Raw genomic sequence first — 14,400 nt, 5'->3', positions numbered from 1 at the left:
GACAATGATTTTGCAGGAAAAAGGTAAAAGTGCGGCAAAAGGATGCCTAAAATTGTCCAGAGACGTTAAGGTTTCTGCAAGGAAAAGACGCGCTGTTTATAATGTAGGACGCAGGATAGGCGGGCAGGTGCCTGTAGTTGCTAGCGCACAAGCCACCAGAAACGCCACATTTGTAATACCCAGGATACCGCCGTTCCGACCAGCATGCCTGTCATTAGTCCTGTCATCCCCCATTCAAGGGTAATGGCAAGAATATAGCAAACCGGTAGCATCACAATACCAAAGGAAAATGCCTGCAATGCCGTAGGCCACCAGGTTTCCCGCAGGCCGCGCAGGCTGCTGGAGATAACCATCTGGGCACTGTCAAACACCATGCCGATTGTGACAATGGTTGCCAGTGGTACAAGAAGGGCGATTACCCGTTCGTCGTCTGTGAAAATGCCCAGCACGGGTTCCATGAACAGATAGATAATTACCGCAAAAAGCCCTGCTATCAGCAGATTCAGGACCGTACCGGACATGGCAGCAAGAATGGTATCCCAGCGGTCCCGTCGGGAAAAGGTGATGCCGACACGCACACTGCTTGCCACACCGATGCCGATTGCAATCATCAGCGGTATCCCTAGCACCTGATACACCACACCGTGCCCGGCCAGTGTAACGGTGCCAAGCCAGCCCGCGAAAACGGCCAGTGCACCAAACGCAAGGACTTCTGCCGCCAGGGAAACAGCAGCCGCGTATCCCATCATGCGCTGGTCTTTCCAATCGCGCCATTTCTGTCCGTGCGGATTTCTGACATGGAATTGTCTCAAACTCGGTGCCCACCAGACATAGGCCATGGCAGCGAGTGCCATAAACCAGCGCACGCCGGTGGATGCCCATGCAGCACCAGCCGCGCCCATTTCCGTGAAACCGAAATGACCATAGATCAAGGTATAGTCCAAAATGAGGTTCACGATATTGGCGCCGATCATGACATAGAAACCAATGTCGGTTCTTTTGACCCCTTCAAGGAACATGGTGCAGGCAATGAACAACATATGACCGGGCAGGCCAAGTGCCATGATGCGGATCAACCTACCCCCTTCGCGGACATTTTCTTCGGGCTGGCCAAGCAGGGTTAGCCAGAATTCGGTTGGCCAGACAATGATCATGGCCCCTACACCAAACAAAATGGCGAATGGCAGGCTTCTGCGCCAGACACGGCCACATTCTTCAAAGTCGTCAGCCCCGAAAGCATTCGCCGCATACACCAGAATACTGGACATCAAACCAAGACCAACAACCAGCGCAAACATAATCACCGACTGGTTCGCAAGGTTCAGCCATGCCAGATGCTTGGTCGCATAGTGCCCAACCAGCGCCGTGTCGACCATACCAATGGTGACAATGCCGATACGCATCATGACGGCCGGTGCAGCAAGACGCACCAGTTCACTGAAATGGCGCGTTAGCCTTTCAGCCAGCCAGCGCGGCGACAGGTTTTCTTCTTTGGTCCACTGCACAGTTGTTGCCTTCTGGTGAAACGTAGACAGGTGACAATTGCCCTGCCATGAAATACAGTGAATTGTCATGCCTCAAAAAGCATGGCTATACAAATACTATCTGTGAGGGGGGAAACTTTGTCAGATTCAGTATCATCATCAACCGCGCCGTTGGTGCGTGGTCCATATCCGGAATTATCGCCGCATGCGGTCGTTGTTGGATATTTCCTTGGGGCGATCATTGCATTGTCAATTGGCTATGCTTCTTTGACACTCGGGTTTTCTATCGAAGGGTCGGAATTGGCTGCTATTTTGGGTTTTGGCATCCTGCGCGGTATTCTGAAACGCCGGTCGATCGTGGAAAACAATGTCACGCAAACGGTCGCCAGCGCGGTGAATGGTGCATCGTCCGGTATGATGTTCTCGGTGCCAGCCATCTTCATTCTTGGGTACGGGACTGATTTTGATCCCGTGGTGCTGACGTTCGGTGCCATTGCCGGGGCTTTCCTTGGGATTGCCTTTATCATCCCGCTTCGTAAACAGATGATTGATTATGAACGCCTGACGTACCCGGGCGGTGTCGCAGTGGCGTCGATCCTGAAATCACCGGGGGCTGGTGTTGAAAAGGCGAAGCTTTTATTGGGCGCGATGGTGATATCGGGGGCCGTACATCTGGTCACGCAGATGACGGGCTATGATAATCTGCCACTGTTTGAGATGATAGGAATGCCGGAATATTTCAATGGTGTCTGGTATTTGTCGTTAATGACCGCAGGGGTCGGCTTTATCGCTGGCCGGGGCGGCTTGGCCTTTATTATCGGCGGCTATCTCTGTTACTGGTTTTTGGCACCGATGCTTGATCTGACCTCGCTCTTGCCTGTTACCGCAGAAGGGATGACGGTCACAAGTCCCGGGGCGCTGCGTCAACTGCTGTTCCAGCCAGTGGGTATTGGTATGCTAATCGGCGGTGCTGTTGTGGGGGTTTTATTTGCCTTCCCGCTAATCACCAGTGCGGTCCGGTCAATGCAGTCTGCCTCCAGTTCCGGCAGTAGCATGAGCCGGGATGAACTGCCGATCAAGATGCTCTATTTCGCGATTGCGGGGGCGACCCTTCTTTTGATGATGATGGCTGTTACCAGTGCTGAGCAGGTTGGCTGGACGCGCGGTATCATGATGGGCGTTCTGGGTACCCTGTGGATATGGATGGCGGGTATCATCCTGTCCGAAGCCATTGGTCGCACCAATTGGTCGCCGCTTTCCGGGATGACACTGGTTGCGGTAACGCTTTTGATCATTATCACACAAAGCTTTGGCGGTATGGACAAGCCGCAGGCGATTGTCGCGGCCATCACTGTTGGGGCGGCGACATGCGTTGCCATGAGCCAGGCGACCGATCTGATGCTTGATCTGAAAACCGGGTATCTGGTTGGTGCAACACCGCGGATGCAGCAGATGGGCCAATTCTTTGGCGCTTGGTTGGGGCCGATCCTGATTATCGGGCTTATTTATATTCTGCACGATGCCTATGTGCTGGGATCGGATAAATTACCGGCACCACAAGGCAAGGTTCTGGCGTCCATGGTCGATGGTATTCTGGGCGGTAATGTACCGGTCGAAAAATACCTGGCGGGCGCGGCGCTTGGCGGTTTGTTGTCGGCAATGCAGGGCGGCCTTGGTATCACGGTCGGTCTAGGCTTTTATCTGCCGTTCAATATTGTGCTGACCTATTCGCTTGGGACACTGGCCCGCGAAATTGCGGACCGGAAAAAAGGGAAGAACTGGTCTGACAATAAAGGTATTCCAATCGCAGCAGGGTTGATCGTCGGGGAAGCGCTCGTCGGTGTTGGTTTTGCCGTTTATCTGATAGCCAATTCATAAAGGGAGACAGACAATGATATTTTTTGCACGCATGCTGGTTGTTCTCTCTTTTGTTGGCGGGGCATTTCTGGCGTCTCTGGATCAGTATAGTATGACCTGGGAAGCCTTTATTCCGGTGATGGTAGCCGGTGTGATTGGTCTTGTGCTCCTGAAAAAGCTTGAAGGGGCGGCAGCCCGGTCTGATGATAGGCTGACCCAGCACCGAACGGACCTGGAAGAAAGCCTGGGTAACATTGTACGGAATTTAGAAGACCTGAACGGTAGGAAAGACAAGGTTCCCACCTATGATATGCGGTTTGAGATTGACAAAATCTTCCGCGAGGATCTGATGCGTTTTGCAGATGCACGGGAAAGTATGAAGCATCTGTTTGGGTTGCAGCATTATGCGGATATCATGTCCAGCTTTGCTGCGGGGGAGCGGTATATCAACCGGGTTTGGTCGGCTTCAACGGACGGCTATGTTGACGAAGTGTTGATGTATGTGGAAAAGGCCTTGTACCAATTCCATCATGCCGCAGAAGAATTTGAAAAAGCGACTGCTGAGCAGTCTGTAACTGCATAGAGAAGAGAGATTATGAAAAAACTTCACGCGAAACTGGCGGCAACACTTGCTGCATCCACCCTTCTTGCAAGCGGCGCACTGGCGGGTGACATATTGCTGACCGCGGATGCCATGATTGATACGGCTAATGGCAAGTTGATCAATAATCCGGCAGTGCTTATTCGTGATAATCGGATTGTAAAGGTCGGCACAAAAGGTTCTTTGTCTGCACCGGAAGGGGCAGAGACGATCAATCTTGATGGTCAGACTATTATGCCGGGCTTTATGGATATGCATGTCCATCTATCGTCTGCCATGGAAGGCGTGCCGTTCCTGGAGGAAATGCTGCTTTCTGTTCCGCGTCAAACAATCAATGCCGTAACCAATGCAGAACGCACCTTGATGGCAGGTTTTACATCCGTGCGGGATGTGGGTGCGTCTGGCTATTCAGTTATTAATGTTCGTAATGCTATCAATGACGGGCAACTTGACGGACCGCGCATCTGGGCTACTGGGCCTGCTCTGGGCGTTACAGGGGGGCACTGCGATAATAACTTTTATCCGCCAGAGATGAAGTTTGAAAGCGAAGGTGTTGCCAACGGCCCCTGGGAGATCAAAGCCAAGATCCGCGAGAACATTAAATATGGTGCCAATGCTGTAAAATTCTGTGCAACGGGCGGCGTCTTTTCCCGCGGTACCAAAGTGGGGGCAATTCAATATACGCTTGAAGAAATGAAGTCGATTGTCCAAGAAGGGCATCACCGCGATCTTGTGGTTGCGGCACATGCGCACGGCACCGAAGGTATCAAAACGGCTATTCTGGCCGGTGTTGACAGCATTGAACATGCCAGCATTCTGGATGACGAAACAATTAAACTGGCTAAGAAGCACGGCACGTATTTCTCAATGGACATTTATAATACTGAATATACGCAGTCACAGGGGCGTGCGAATGGGGTCCCCGAAGAAAATCTGCAAAAAGATGCTGCCATTGCACAAATCCAGCGGGACGGGTTTTCTGCGGCTGTAAAAGCAGGTGTCAAAATGGTCTTTGGGTCCGATGCGGCGATTTATCCACATGGTCGTAATGCGGAACAGTTTGAGCGTATGGTCCGTTTTGGTATGACAGAAATGCAGGCTTTGCAGGCGGCAACCATTAATGCGGCGACTTTGATGAAAAGTGATGACCTCGGATCCATCGAAGAAGGAAATTTTGCGGATATTGTCGCGGTGCAAGGCAATCCGCTTGAAGATATCACGCTGACTGAAAAAGTGTCTTTCGTCATGAAAGACGGTGTTGTGTACAAAAAATAGATGGGATCATTTATGAATCTGAATAAACGGGATTTGTTTAAACTTGCCGGTAGCGCTCTTGGGGCTGCCGCTGTTGGCAGCATATCAGCGGCGAGTGCAAGCGCGTCAGAGCAGGATACGCTGACTGATATTACCGGTGATGTTTCCCCGATTAGCAGAGAGGAAAGGCTGGCCCGTGTTGCGCGGGCGCAGGCACTGATGCAGCAGCAGGGCATTGATGCCATTCTTCTGGAACCCGGATCAGCAATGCTCTATTTCACCGGCATACGCTGGTGGCGGTCAGAGCGGTTGACTGCTGTTGTTATCCCGCGTGAGGGGGATATTGGTGTCGTCACGCCTTTTTTCGAGGAACCGAGTGTCCGGGAAAGCATGACTTTCGGGGACGATGTGCGGCCCTGGCATGAGCATGAAAGTCCCTTCAAACAGGTCGCCTCCATTCTAAAAGATCGAGGGATTGTCGACGGCAAACTTGGGCTTGAAGATACCGTGCGGTATTTTGTCGTCGATGGTCTGAAAAAAGATGCTCCTGGGCATTCTATCGTGTCTGCTTTACCGATTACGCTGGGGTGTCGGATGTTTAAGTCTGCCCACGAATTGACCTTGATGCGCAAAGCAAACGAGATCACGCTGCGTGCGTACGGAGAAGTTTGGGACAAGCTGGATAAAGGGATGACCCCGGCAGACGTGAACGACCTGATGCGGTCGGCGCAAGCTGCGCTTGGAGGACAGGGTATCTGGAATATGGCTTTGTTTGGTGAAGCCAGTGCCTATCCGCACGGCACTTCGCAACCGCAGGAAATCAAGGATGGGCAGATTGTCCTGATGGACTGTGGCTGTAACGTCCATGGGTATCAGTCTGATATTTCCCGGACTTTTGTGTATGGGGAGCCGTCCAAACGCCAGCGTGAGGTCTGGAACAATGTACGTAAAGGCCAGCAGATTGCCTTTGAGAAGGCGCAAATTGGAACCCCGGCGGGCCAGGTTGATGATGCCGTTCGCGCCTATTATGAAACTTTGGGATACGGACCGGGCTATAAGACGCCGGGCCTAAGCCACCGTACCGGTCACGGGATTGGTATGGATGGCCACGAAAGTGTGAATTTCGTCCACGGAGAAACCACAAAACTGGCAACGGGCATGTGTTTCTCTAACGAGCCTGGTATCTATATCTTTGGTGAGTTTGGCGTGCGGCTGGAGGACTGTATCTATATGACTGATACGGGGCCGAAATGGTTCACAACGCCACCGGGTAGCCTTGATGATCCAGTTGGATCCATGGGCGCCTAATAGACTGCTTGCTCTCCCTTAATTTCCCCGTTAGGCTCCTTTTCGGGGAAAGGGGGAGCTATGGAAAACTCTTCTGCTAAGAAGGCCATCGGGTTTTGGGGTGGCTGGGGCCTTGTCGTTGGTGGCACGATTGGGTCTGGTATATTTATGCTGCCTTCTGTTATGGCGCCGTATGGCCTTCTTGGGATGGGGGGCTGGATACTGTGCGGTATCGGCGCACTATTACTTTCATTAATGTTGGCTGATTTATCCAGCAGGCTTCCAAAAATTGGGGGGCCTTATGCGTATGCACGTGCTGGGTTCGGTGATTTTATCGGATTCTGGGTCGGCTGGGGCTACTGGATATCCTTATGGTCCGCGTTGGCGGCCATTGCCATTGCGTGTGTTGGGTATCTTGGTTTCTTCATACCAGTTCTTTCGAGCGACCCTTTTGCTGGCCTGATCGCCACCCTTGCGATTGTTTGGGGATTGACCTTCCTTAATTTGTGGTCGGTTGAGGGTGCAAGCTTGTTACAGCTTCTGACGACAATCCTGAAAATTTTACCTTTGTTGTTGATCGCCGTGATGGGGTTTAGCATGGGATCGGTAGATAATATGCCCGATTTCAACCCTAGTGGTGGGTCCTATGTGTCGGTTCTGGCAACCAGTGTTACACTGTTGATGTGGGCGTTTGTCGGTCTGGAGGGGGGTACGGTTCCCGCCGACGATATGGAAGGACCGGACAAAACCATCCCTAAAATATTGATCGCCGGGACATTGACGGTTCTCGGTGTTTATCTGGTGTCCTTTGTCGGCGTGATGCTCTTGATGCCCGCCGAAGACCTTGCCGCGTCATCTTCGCCATTTGCGGATGCTGGCCTGATTGCGCTTGGTCCTGTAGGGGCTGCGATCATTGCCGTGGGCGCAATTGTTTCAACTTTTGGCGCGACAAATGCCCAGGTTTTATTCTCGGGCCAGATTGTGCGGGCGATGGCGCTGGACGGGTTGTTTCCCAAAAAGGCCGGGGCGCTTTCCAGCCGTGGTACGCCGGTGTATGCCCTTCTGATATCTGCGACTCTTGCCAGTATTCTGGCCGCGATGAATTACACCAAGGGACTGGTTGATGCTTTCGTGTTTATGGCGCTTTTGTCGACGTTGACGACTTTAATCCCTTTGGCGTTTGCAGCCGTGGCAGATTTAAGGCTTTTGCAGGAAGAAGGAAGCAGCAGGAAAAGGTTTCGTGCCGGTATGGTTGCTTTGCTGGCATTTTTCTATAGCCTCTTGGTAATTTACGGAGCGGGGGAAGAAACTGTTTTTTATGGTTTCCTGCTCCTGATGTCGGCCATGCCAGTGTATGTCCTGGTGAAAAAGAAAAGTAAGGTTCAGTATGAGTAAGTTTAACGAATATAGTCAGATAGAGGTTATGGCGGTCCGTAATGGTCAGGATAGCTTCAAGGATGAAGCGCGACTGGACCGGGATTGGGAGGTTTTGCGCTTTCACAGCAGGCCAATGCTGGATGAGGCTATCAAGGAGCATGCTGCGCTTCGCTATCAGCTTCGCAATCAGGGTGTAAAGTTACTATCGCTTCCGGCGGATGAAGATCTGACACTGGATAGCATTTATGTACGGGACGCCCTCCTGGTATCGCCGAAGGGCTTGATTGTTTGTAATATGGGACGCAAAAGTCGCCGCCCGGAAGCAAGGATAAATGCCGAAGCACTTCAGAAACATGGCTATCAGGTTGCAGGCGAAATCACGGCCCCCGGCACGCTTGAAGGTGGTGATTTTATCTGGATTGACGAACGGTCCGCAGCAGTCGGGCGGGGTCCCCGCACGAATGATGAGGGTATCAAACAGTTAGCTGATATTTTAGGCAAGGATGTTGATCTGCATGTGGTTGACCTGCCCAGTCCGGACCATCCCGACGATGTGTTGCATTTGATGTCTATTATCTCCCCTGTGGATAAGGACTTGGCTGTGGTTTACAGGCCTTGGCTGACAGAGGCGTTTGCAGACTGGTTACAGGATCGCGGCATCCTTTTTGTTGAGGTGCCAGATGATGAGTTCCTTGCGATGGGCTGTAATGTCCTAGCTGTTGCGCCGCGCAAGGTAATTATGCTGGATGAATTGCCGCGTACGAAGGCCAGATTGGAAGCGGCGGGCTGTGATGTTATGATATATAAGGGTGATGAAATCAGCAGGAAAGGCGAAGGCGGTCCAACCTGTCTTACGCGTCCATTGCTGCGGAGGTAACAATGCATGATGTTCTGAAGTATGAAAGCCTGCCTGCCTGGACATATACCAGCCAGCATTTTTTCGAACTGGAAGCAGAAGAACTGTTTCGTAAAAACTGGCAACTGGTTTGCCATACGTCAGATATCCCAAATGCTGGCGACTATTTCACCTTTGATTTTGTGGGGGAGCATGTCTTTGTCATACGGGATGATAAGGGTAGTATTAGTGGGTATCATAATGTCTGCAGGCACCGTGCTGCCCGGTTGCTGGATGGCCCGTCAGGTAATACCAAAGGCAGGATAACATGTCCGTACCATGCCTGGGGCTATGGCTTGGATGGCTGTTTGAAGGCTGTTCCTTATAAAGATCAATTTGTCGGGCTTGATGAAACGCGGCTTGGTTTGGTGCCGGTAGAGGTAGAGCTATTTCTTGGTTTCATTTTCATTCGCATAAAAGGGGACGGCCCCAGTGTAGCGGATCAATTTGTCCCCGCGTTAGAGGATCTTGCGCCCTACCGGTTTGAAGAGTTGCAGCCGCTTGGACGGGTAACCATGCGGCCTCGTCAAGTAAACTGGAAACAGGTGGCAGATAATTATGTGGATGCACTGCATATCCCTGTTGCACACCCGGGGCTGACCAGTTTGATGGGTAACAGCTACGGACTGGAAGTTGTTGGCGGCTTGCATAAAATGTGGGGGGATGTTCGAACCATACGGGGGCAAGGGCCTAGTGTCAGAATGTACCGGGAAATTTTGCCTGACATGGACCATTTGCCAGACAGTAAGAAACATCACTGGCTTTATTACCGGATGTGGCCAGCTCTTGCATTTGACATCTATCCTGAGCAGGTTGATTTCATGCAGTTTATCCCAATCAGTGCCACAGAAACCATGATACGGGAGATACCTTATGGACTACCGGATGACCGCCGGGAGGTGAAAGCTGCGCGCTATTTGAACTGGCGGATAAATCGTGAGGTAAACCGGGAGGATACAGAGCTGATTATTCGGGTACAGGAAGGCATGCAGTCTTCTGCCTTTACCTCAGGCCCACTGGCAAAGACAGAGACCTGCCTTTTGGATAGCGCGCGCCAGATGCGGGATGCTCTTCCTGTGGCATCATCACGTCTGGAGCCCGCTGGGCCATATGAGAAAGATGGCTAAAACAAAAAGCCCGCCACAAAAGCATTGATATCATGTATGCTTTGTGAATATTTATCGTTAATATTTTGGTAAGGATTTGCCTAAAATAGTTATATATGCTTGTTTAACTGCAATTTATTATTTTGAAGCATTAAATATGGTAGGGCTTGAGTTGGGGGGTGGAACTAAAAAATATTCTCCTTATGTGATTGCTGCTGATCCTCTATCCGGGGGATGGGGCCCAATTGTTCATTTGGCGACATTATCAGCGCGTATGCTGGATGCTGAATTGCTTCTTTCTCGAGAACCTACAATCCGTCTTTTAAAACAGACCCGTAAACTGCGAAGTTTATTGTCACGGAAGCGCATTGATGACGGCAGGCCGGCTTTAATCATTGCCCGCTCTATTGGGGATGTAGCTTTATTGGCGGATATCCCGGATTGGCGCAGTTCACTTGGACACGTTGCAGTCTGGATCATTGATAGTTTTTGGCATTCTTCCAAAATGCCGCATTCTGTTTTTAGAAATTTTGATCAGATTTACGTTTCTTCACGGGATGACTGTGCGTATTTCTCCGCTTTGGCAGACTGTCCGGTTGATGTATTGCCCTGGGGAACTGATGCGCTTGATACTGGGTCGGCAGCATGTGAGAGGGAAAAAGATCTTTTATGCCTGGGGCGTATGCCAGCGGGCTGGGGTAAGGCAGAGACGGCACGGGAACAACTTTCTAATCGGGGCTTTCAGATGGAGATGCCGCCTCCTCCACCAGGCAAAACCGGGAAAGGGAATGGACAGTCTGTAACCTCGGAAAGGCATATAGCTCTGATGCAGTCCTATTGCCGGTCGAAAATTTCAGTGGCTCATAACAATGTATTTGCGCCGTCAACTTATACACATGCTACGCGGGAATATATGACGGCCCGTTGGACAGACGCGCTTGCTGCGGGGTGTCTGGTTCTTGGTATGCCGCCCTGGAAAGATCCGGAGTTTGCAGAGCTGTATCCAGAAGAAGGGTTGATTGAAACACCCGCTGCTACGCTTGAGGAACTGGCACCGGTGCTGCGGTCCGAACTTGATGCACTTGACCCGTCATTGCATATGCGGTTACATCGCATCGCGCTTGAACGGTTCGATTGGCGTCACCGGCTTTTAAAAGTCGCCGATGATATGAAAATCGAAGCCGCACCCCTGAAGGCTGATCTGGAACGTCTGCGATGTCGGGTGAAGGAATTGGCCTCGGCCTAATCAGAATGTTCTGCCCTGTCTAGCTTGGCCCTGCATTTTGACTATGGGGTCTTGTATAGATTTTAAAAGGGAGGGACAGATGAAATCCACCGCATATTTATTCGGACTGGGCCTTTTAGCCACAGTTAGCCAGAGTGCTACAGCCATCGAGCTGATGCCGGAAACGTTAAAATCACAGGTGGCAGGCTACAAGGCTGCATTCACGTGCAGCGCAACTTTTAACGCCCGCAAGCCGGTAGAAATGATCAATGCCGATGAGCTAAGTGGCATCAGACCTGATTACCGCGAAATCTTTGCTGAATTACCGGACGCTGAAATCCACGCGGAAGAAAAATATGTTTCTGCCTGGTACAGTGACGATATGCCGCCCCGTTACGCCGTTTGGCGTCCTGGTCTTGGGTGCAGTCAGTTGCCGCCTGGTGCTGATCTGTCTATGCGGAACCAGATCGCAGGCGCGGACGGTATAATTGGCATGCGCACGAAGGATATAAAACCGTGGCCATTTGGCGATGGTATTCCAGAAGCAGACAGCACGGGGGCAAGTGAGGCGCTGAAAGCTGTGATTAATGCTGCTTTTACCACAGATAGGTACGGAGATCCGTCTGTCATGTCGGCTGCACTGGTTACCACGCCTGATCGGTTGCTGATTGAACAATATAAGGAAGGCTATACCCCCTTTACATCGCAGCGCACATGGTCAACAGCAAAGTCAATTGCGGCGACGGTTGTTGGGATAGCGGTCCAAAAGGGTATTGCAGATGTCAAAGCCCCTGCAAACATTCCGGAATGGACATCGCCCGCAGACCCGCGCCGGCAGATTACGCTGGAACACTTGCTGCATATGGCATCAGGACTGGATAGCACTGTTGCAGGCAACCGCACTAGTTTTGTATATTTTGGTGGCGGGCTGGTAACCGACAATGCCACAGAGAAGATGCTGGAAGCCCGGCCGGGTACGCGCTGGAAGTATGCCAATAATGATACAATGCTGGCTGTTCGCAGTATCAAGGCATCTCTGGGCGATGATACAGATGCCATGCTGCGGTTCCCTTTTGATAATCTTTTCTGGAAAATTGGGATGTATAACACCGCACCTGAAACGGACTGGCAGGGCAATTTTGTTATGTCCAGTCAGGTTTGGACCACTTCCCGTGATTTGGCGCGTCTGGGTATCCTGTATTTGAATGATGGTGTGTGGCGGGGCGAACGTCTGCTGCCGGAAGGCTGGCGCGACTATGTCAGCACCGAAGCACCGGTACAGCCCCCTCATTACACAGAGGACGGGAAACCACGCGCAGGCTACGGTGCCCAGTTTTGGCTATATCCTAGTCGTTTCCCGGGAATGCCGGACGATGCGTTTACATCCGCTGGCAACAGAGGACAATTTATGATGGTCATTCCGTCTCGAAATCTGGTGATTATCAGACGAGGCTACGATAGCGCGACGGGGCAGCGGTTTGATATTGCAAAATTCTCCGCAGATATTCTTGAGGCGCTAGATTCTAAATAGGCCGTTTATTGCGGACATTATTTAAATAGTAAAAGCCGCCCTTGATTTGTTTGTCAGGGGCGGCTTATTCATGTGAAAACCGGGTCTTACCGCTTTATTTTTTTGGACCAGCTATCAATAGCCACGGAAATTTTCTGGGTGTCGTCATTGATTGTACGCTCGAAATGCTCGTCATAGTCTTTGCCTTCCCGGCGTGCAGCATCAATGCGGTCATTCAATTCTTTTACCTGTTGTAGCAGGTCATCATATTCCTGTTTGAAAGAGGCGCCTTCCGGGCTGTCAAAGGCCGGATGGTCATTATGGTCTTCAAGCAGTTTTTCTTTGGTACGCAGCCCCTCGGCCAGCGCATGGAGAAAGTCAGTCATACGGGTGTCCTTTCCTTCTTATGGTATTTTTATACACTAAATAGTAGATGGTTTGAAGAAAACCCTTGTCATTTCCACCGAATTTGCCAAAAAACAATATAATGTTAATCATTAAAAATAGGTGGGTGGTGATATGTCGGGTGATGTTGTGTCTGAAGTTCCGAAGGTTCCTCGTGATAAGGAAAATGATTACACGAACGATATGGCGGCAAAGCGTCGGTCCTTCATGCAGCAAGTATCTGGTGCTGAACTATCCCATGTTGGCAGCGGTTCTGTAGACCCTGCAACATTGCCTGGCAATATTGAAAACTATATGGGCGTTGCGCAGGTTCCCATTGGTTTGGCGGGCCCGCTGCGGATAGAGGGCGAGTATGCGAAGGGCGATTTTTACATTCCTCTTGCGACAACTGAAGGAACACTGGTTGCCAGTTATAACCGCGGCATGCGTCTGTTGTCTGAAATGGGCGGTGTGAAAACAACGATTGCCGAAAGATATATGCAGCGCGCGCCAGTGTTTCACTGCGAAGACGCCCGGGGCGCACGTAATCTGGGGAACTGGATTGAGGCGCGGTTTGATGCCATTAAGGCACAGGCGGAGACGACCACAAGTGTTGGCAAATTGGTAAAAATTCAGCAGTGGTGTGTGGGACGCATGCTGTACCTGCGTTTCAATTATACGACCGGCGATGCTGCTGGTCAGAATATGAGTGGCAAGGCAACCCAGGCTGCCTGTGAATGGATTGTAAGCACGTATGACCTTCCAACACGCTATACATTATCCGGTGCCATAGATACCGATAAAAAGCATTCCCATATGAACATGCTGCATTCACGCGGGGCGCGTGTTATCGCAGAAGCAGTGATACCAAAAGAGCTGATTGAACAGCGTATGGGCACGACGGCGGCTGCCCTGTTTCGGGCACGGCTTGTGTCGTCCGCGGGCGGTATGTTGGCGGGTACGGCAAATAACGGCATGCATTCGGCAAATGGGCTCACTGCTCTTTTTATCGCAACAGGGCAGGACGCGGCCAATATCGCAGAATCTCATGCCGCGATCACATATGCCGATCTTCTTGATAACGGAGATATATACTGGTCCATCACAATTCCGTCTTTGATCGTTGCGACATATGGGGGCGGTACCGGTCTTGCAACACAGCGTGAATGCTTGGAAATGCTAGGGTGTTACGGTGCGGATAAGGTCCAAAAATTTATCGAAATCTGTGCGGCAACGGTGCTGGCCGGTGAAATATCTCTTGCCAGCGCGGTGGTTGCAGGTGACTGGGTGGATGCTCATGATAAACTTGGTCGTAACCGTCCCTGATGAAGGGTGAAGACTTGCTCGCCGTCTGAGTTTAGTGCGTGTTTTCCCGGTGGTAATCAGTCATCACTCGTGGCACTATAAACGCAGAATTTCA

12 protein-coding genes are annotated in these 14,400 nt (G+C 51.2%); 10 read left to right on the top strand and 2 right to left on the bottom strand.

Annotated elements, in window-relative coordinates:
- Positions 1–140 precede the first annotated feature (140 nt).
- On the bottom strand, positions 141–1,505 hold the full coding sequence (locus tag IE181_RS01295; protein WP_191249755.1) for an MATE family efflux transporter: 1,365 nt from the start codon (positions 1,503–1,505) through the stop codon (positions 141–143).
- A gap of 117 nt (positions 1,506–1,622) precedes the next feature.
- On the opposite strand from IE181_RS01295, the gene IE181_RS01290 reads away from it, so the two are divergent.
- The 9 genes from IE181_RS01290 to IE181_RS01250 all read left to right on the top strand — a co-directional run bounded on the left by IE181_RS01290 (position 1,623) and on the right by IE181_RS01250 (position 12,617).
- Positions 1,623–3,362, top strand: coding sequence for an OPT family oligopeptide transporter (locus tag IE181_RS01290; protein ID WP_229819057.1), 1,740 nt, complete (start codon positions 1,623–1,625; stop codon positions 3,360–3,362).
- A 13-nt stretch (positions 3,363–3,375) separates the two neighbouring features.
- On the top strand, positions 3,376–3,924 hold the full coding sequence (locus IE181_RS01285; protein WP_191249752.1) for a hypothetical protein: 549 nt from the start codon (positions 3,376–3,378) through the stop codon (positions 3,922–3,924).
- A 12-nt stretch (positions 3,925–3,936) separates the two neighbouring features.
- Positions 3,937–5,217 (top strand): Xaa-Pro dipeptidase, encoded by a 1,281-nt coding sequence (locus tag IE181_RS01280; protein WP_191249751.1) that lies wholly within the window; start codon positions 3,937–3,939, stop codon positions 5,215–5,217.
- 12 nt (positions 5,218–5,229) lie between these two features.
- Complete coding sequence (locus IE181_RS01275) at positions 5,230–6,504, top strand: M24 family metallopeptidase (RefSeq protein ID WP_191249750.1); 1,275 nt, start codon at positions 5,230–5,232, stop codon at positions 6,502–6,504.
- A 60-nt stretch (positions 6,505–6,564) separates the two neighbouring features.
- The gene (locus tag IE181_RS01270; protein WP_191249749.1) at positions 6,565–7,878 is read left to right on the top strand and encodes an amino acid permease; all 1,314 of its coding nucleotides are present in this window, start codon (positions 6,565–6,567) and stop codon (positions 7,876–7,878) included.
- Entirely contained in the window at positions 7,871–8,737 is an 867-nt protein-coding gene (locus IE181_RS01265; protein ID WP_191249748.1) for a dimethylarginine dimethylaminohydrolase family protein, read from the top strand. The genes IE181_RS01270 and IE181_RS01265 overlap by 8 nt, the downstream gene beginning before the upstream one ends.
- Before the next feature lie 2 nt (positions 8,738–8,739).
- Positions 8,740–9,882 carry an aromatic ring-hydroxylating oxygenase subunit alpha gene (locus tag IE181_RS01260; RefSeq protein WP_191249747.1) on the top strand — a complete coding sequence of 381 codons (1,143 nt, stop codon included), beginning with the start codon at positions 8,740–8,742 and terminating at the stop codon, positions 9,880–9,882.
- Between the two features lie 136 nt (positions 9,883–10,018).
- Entirely contained in the window at positions 10,019–11,107 is a 1,089-nt protein-coding gene (locus IE181_RS01255) for a hypothetical protein (RefSeq protein ID WP_191249746.1), read from the top strand.
- 79 nt (positions 11,108–11,186) lie between these two features.
- Positions 11,187–12,617, top strand: a complete 1,431-nt coding sequence (locus IE181_RS01250; protein WP_229819054.1) for a serine hydrolase domain-containing protein — start codon at positions 11,187–11,189, stop codon at positions 12,615–12,617.
- A gap of 86 nt (positions 12,618–12,703) precedes the next feature.
- On the opposite strand, the gene IE181_RS01245 is transcribed toward IE181_RS01250, so the two are convergent.
- A complete protein-coding gene (locus IE181_RS01245) occupies positions 12,704–12,982 on the bottom strand; it encodes a hypothetical protein (protein WP_191249745.1) in 279 nt (92 codons plus the stop codon).
- Positions 12,983–13,115: 133 nt separating this feature from the next.
- Between IE181_RS01245 and IE181_RS01240 the strand changes: the two genes are divergently transcribed.
- On the top strand, positions 13,116–14,306 hold the full coding sequence (locus IE181_RS01240) for a hydroxymethylglutaryl-CoA reductase (RefSeq protein ID WP_191249744.1): 1,191 nt from the start codon (positions 13,116–13,118) through the stop codon (positions 14,304–14,306).
- The last annotated feature ends 94 nt before the right edge of the window (positions 14,307–14,400 follow it).

It is taken from the genome of Kordiimonas sediminis, assembly GCF_014656395.1.
In the GTDB taxonomy this organism is placed as follows: Bacteria; Pseudomonadota; Alphaproteobacteria; order Sphingomonadales; family Kordiimonadaceae; genus Kordiimonas_A; species Kordiimonas_A sediminis.
This window is presented reverse-complemented; position numbering and strand designations above follow the sequence as displayed.

Bases quoted from the DNA above. Each gene is read 5' to 3' on its own strand.
- IE181_RS01270 (WP_191249749.1), top strand. From the start codon at position 6,565: ATGGAAAACTCTTCTGCTAAGAAGGCCATCGGGTTTTGGGGTGGCTGG.
- IE181_RS01265 (WP_191249748.1), top strand. From the start codon at position 7,871: ATGAGTAAGTTTAACGAATATAGTCAGATAGAGGTTATGGCGGTCCGT.
- IE181_RS01285 (WP_191249752.1), top strand. From the start codon at position 3,376: ATGATATTTTTTGCACGCATGCTGGTTGTTCTCTCTTTTGTTGGCGGG.
- IE181_RS01275 (WP_191249750.1), top strand. From the start codon at position 5,230: ATGAATCTGAATAAACGGGATTTGTTTAAACTTGCCGGTAGCGCTCTT.
- IE181_RS01280 (WP_191249751.1), top strand. From the start codon at position 3,937: ATGAAAAAACTTCACGCGAAACTGGCGGCAACACTTGCTGCATCCACC.
- IE181_RS01245 (WP_191249745.1), bottom strand. From the start codon at position 12,982: ATGACTGACTTTCTCCATGCGCTGGCCGAGGGGCTGCGTACCAAAGAA.
- IE181_RS01255 (WP_191249746.1), top strand. From the start codon at position 10,019: ATGGTAGGGCTTGAGTTGGGGGGTGGAACTAAAAAATATTCTCCTTAT.
- IE181_RS01240 (WP_191249744.1), top strand. From the start codon at position 13,116: ATGTCGGGTGATGTTGTGTCTGAAGTTCCGAAGGTTCCTCGTGATAAG.
- IE181_RS01250 (WP_229819054.1), top strand. From the start codon at position 11,187: ATGAAATCCACCGCATATTTATTCGGACTGGGCCTTTTAGCCACAGTT.
- IE181_RS01260 (WP_191249747.1), top strand. From the start codon at position 8,740: ATGCATGATGTTCTGAAGTATGAAAGCCTGCCTGCCTGGACATATACC.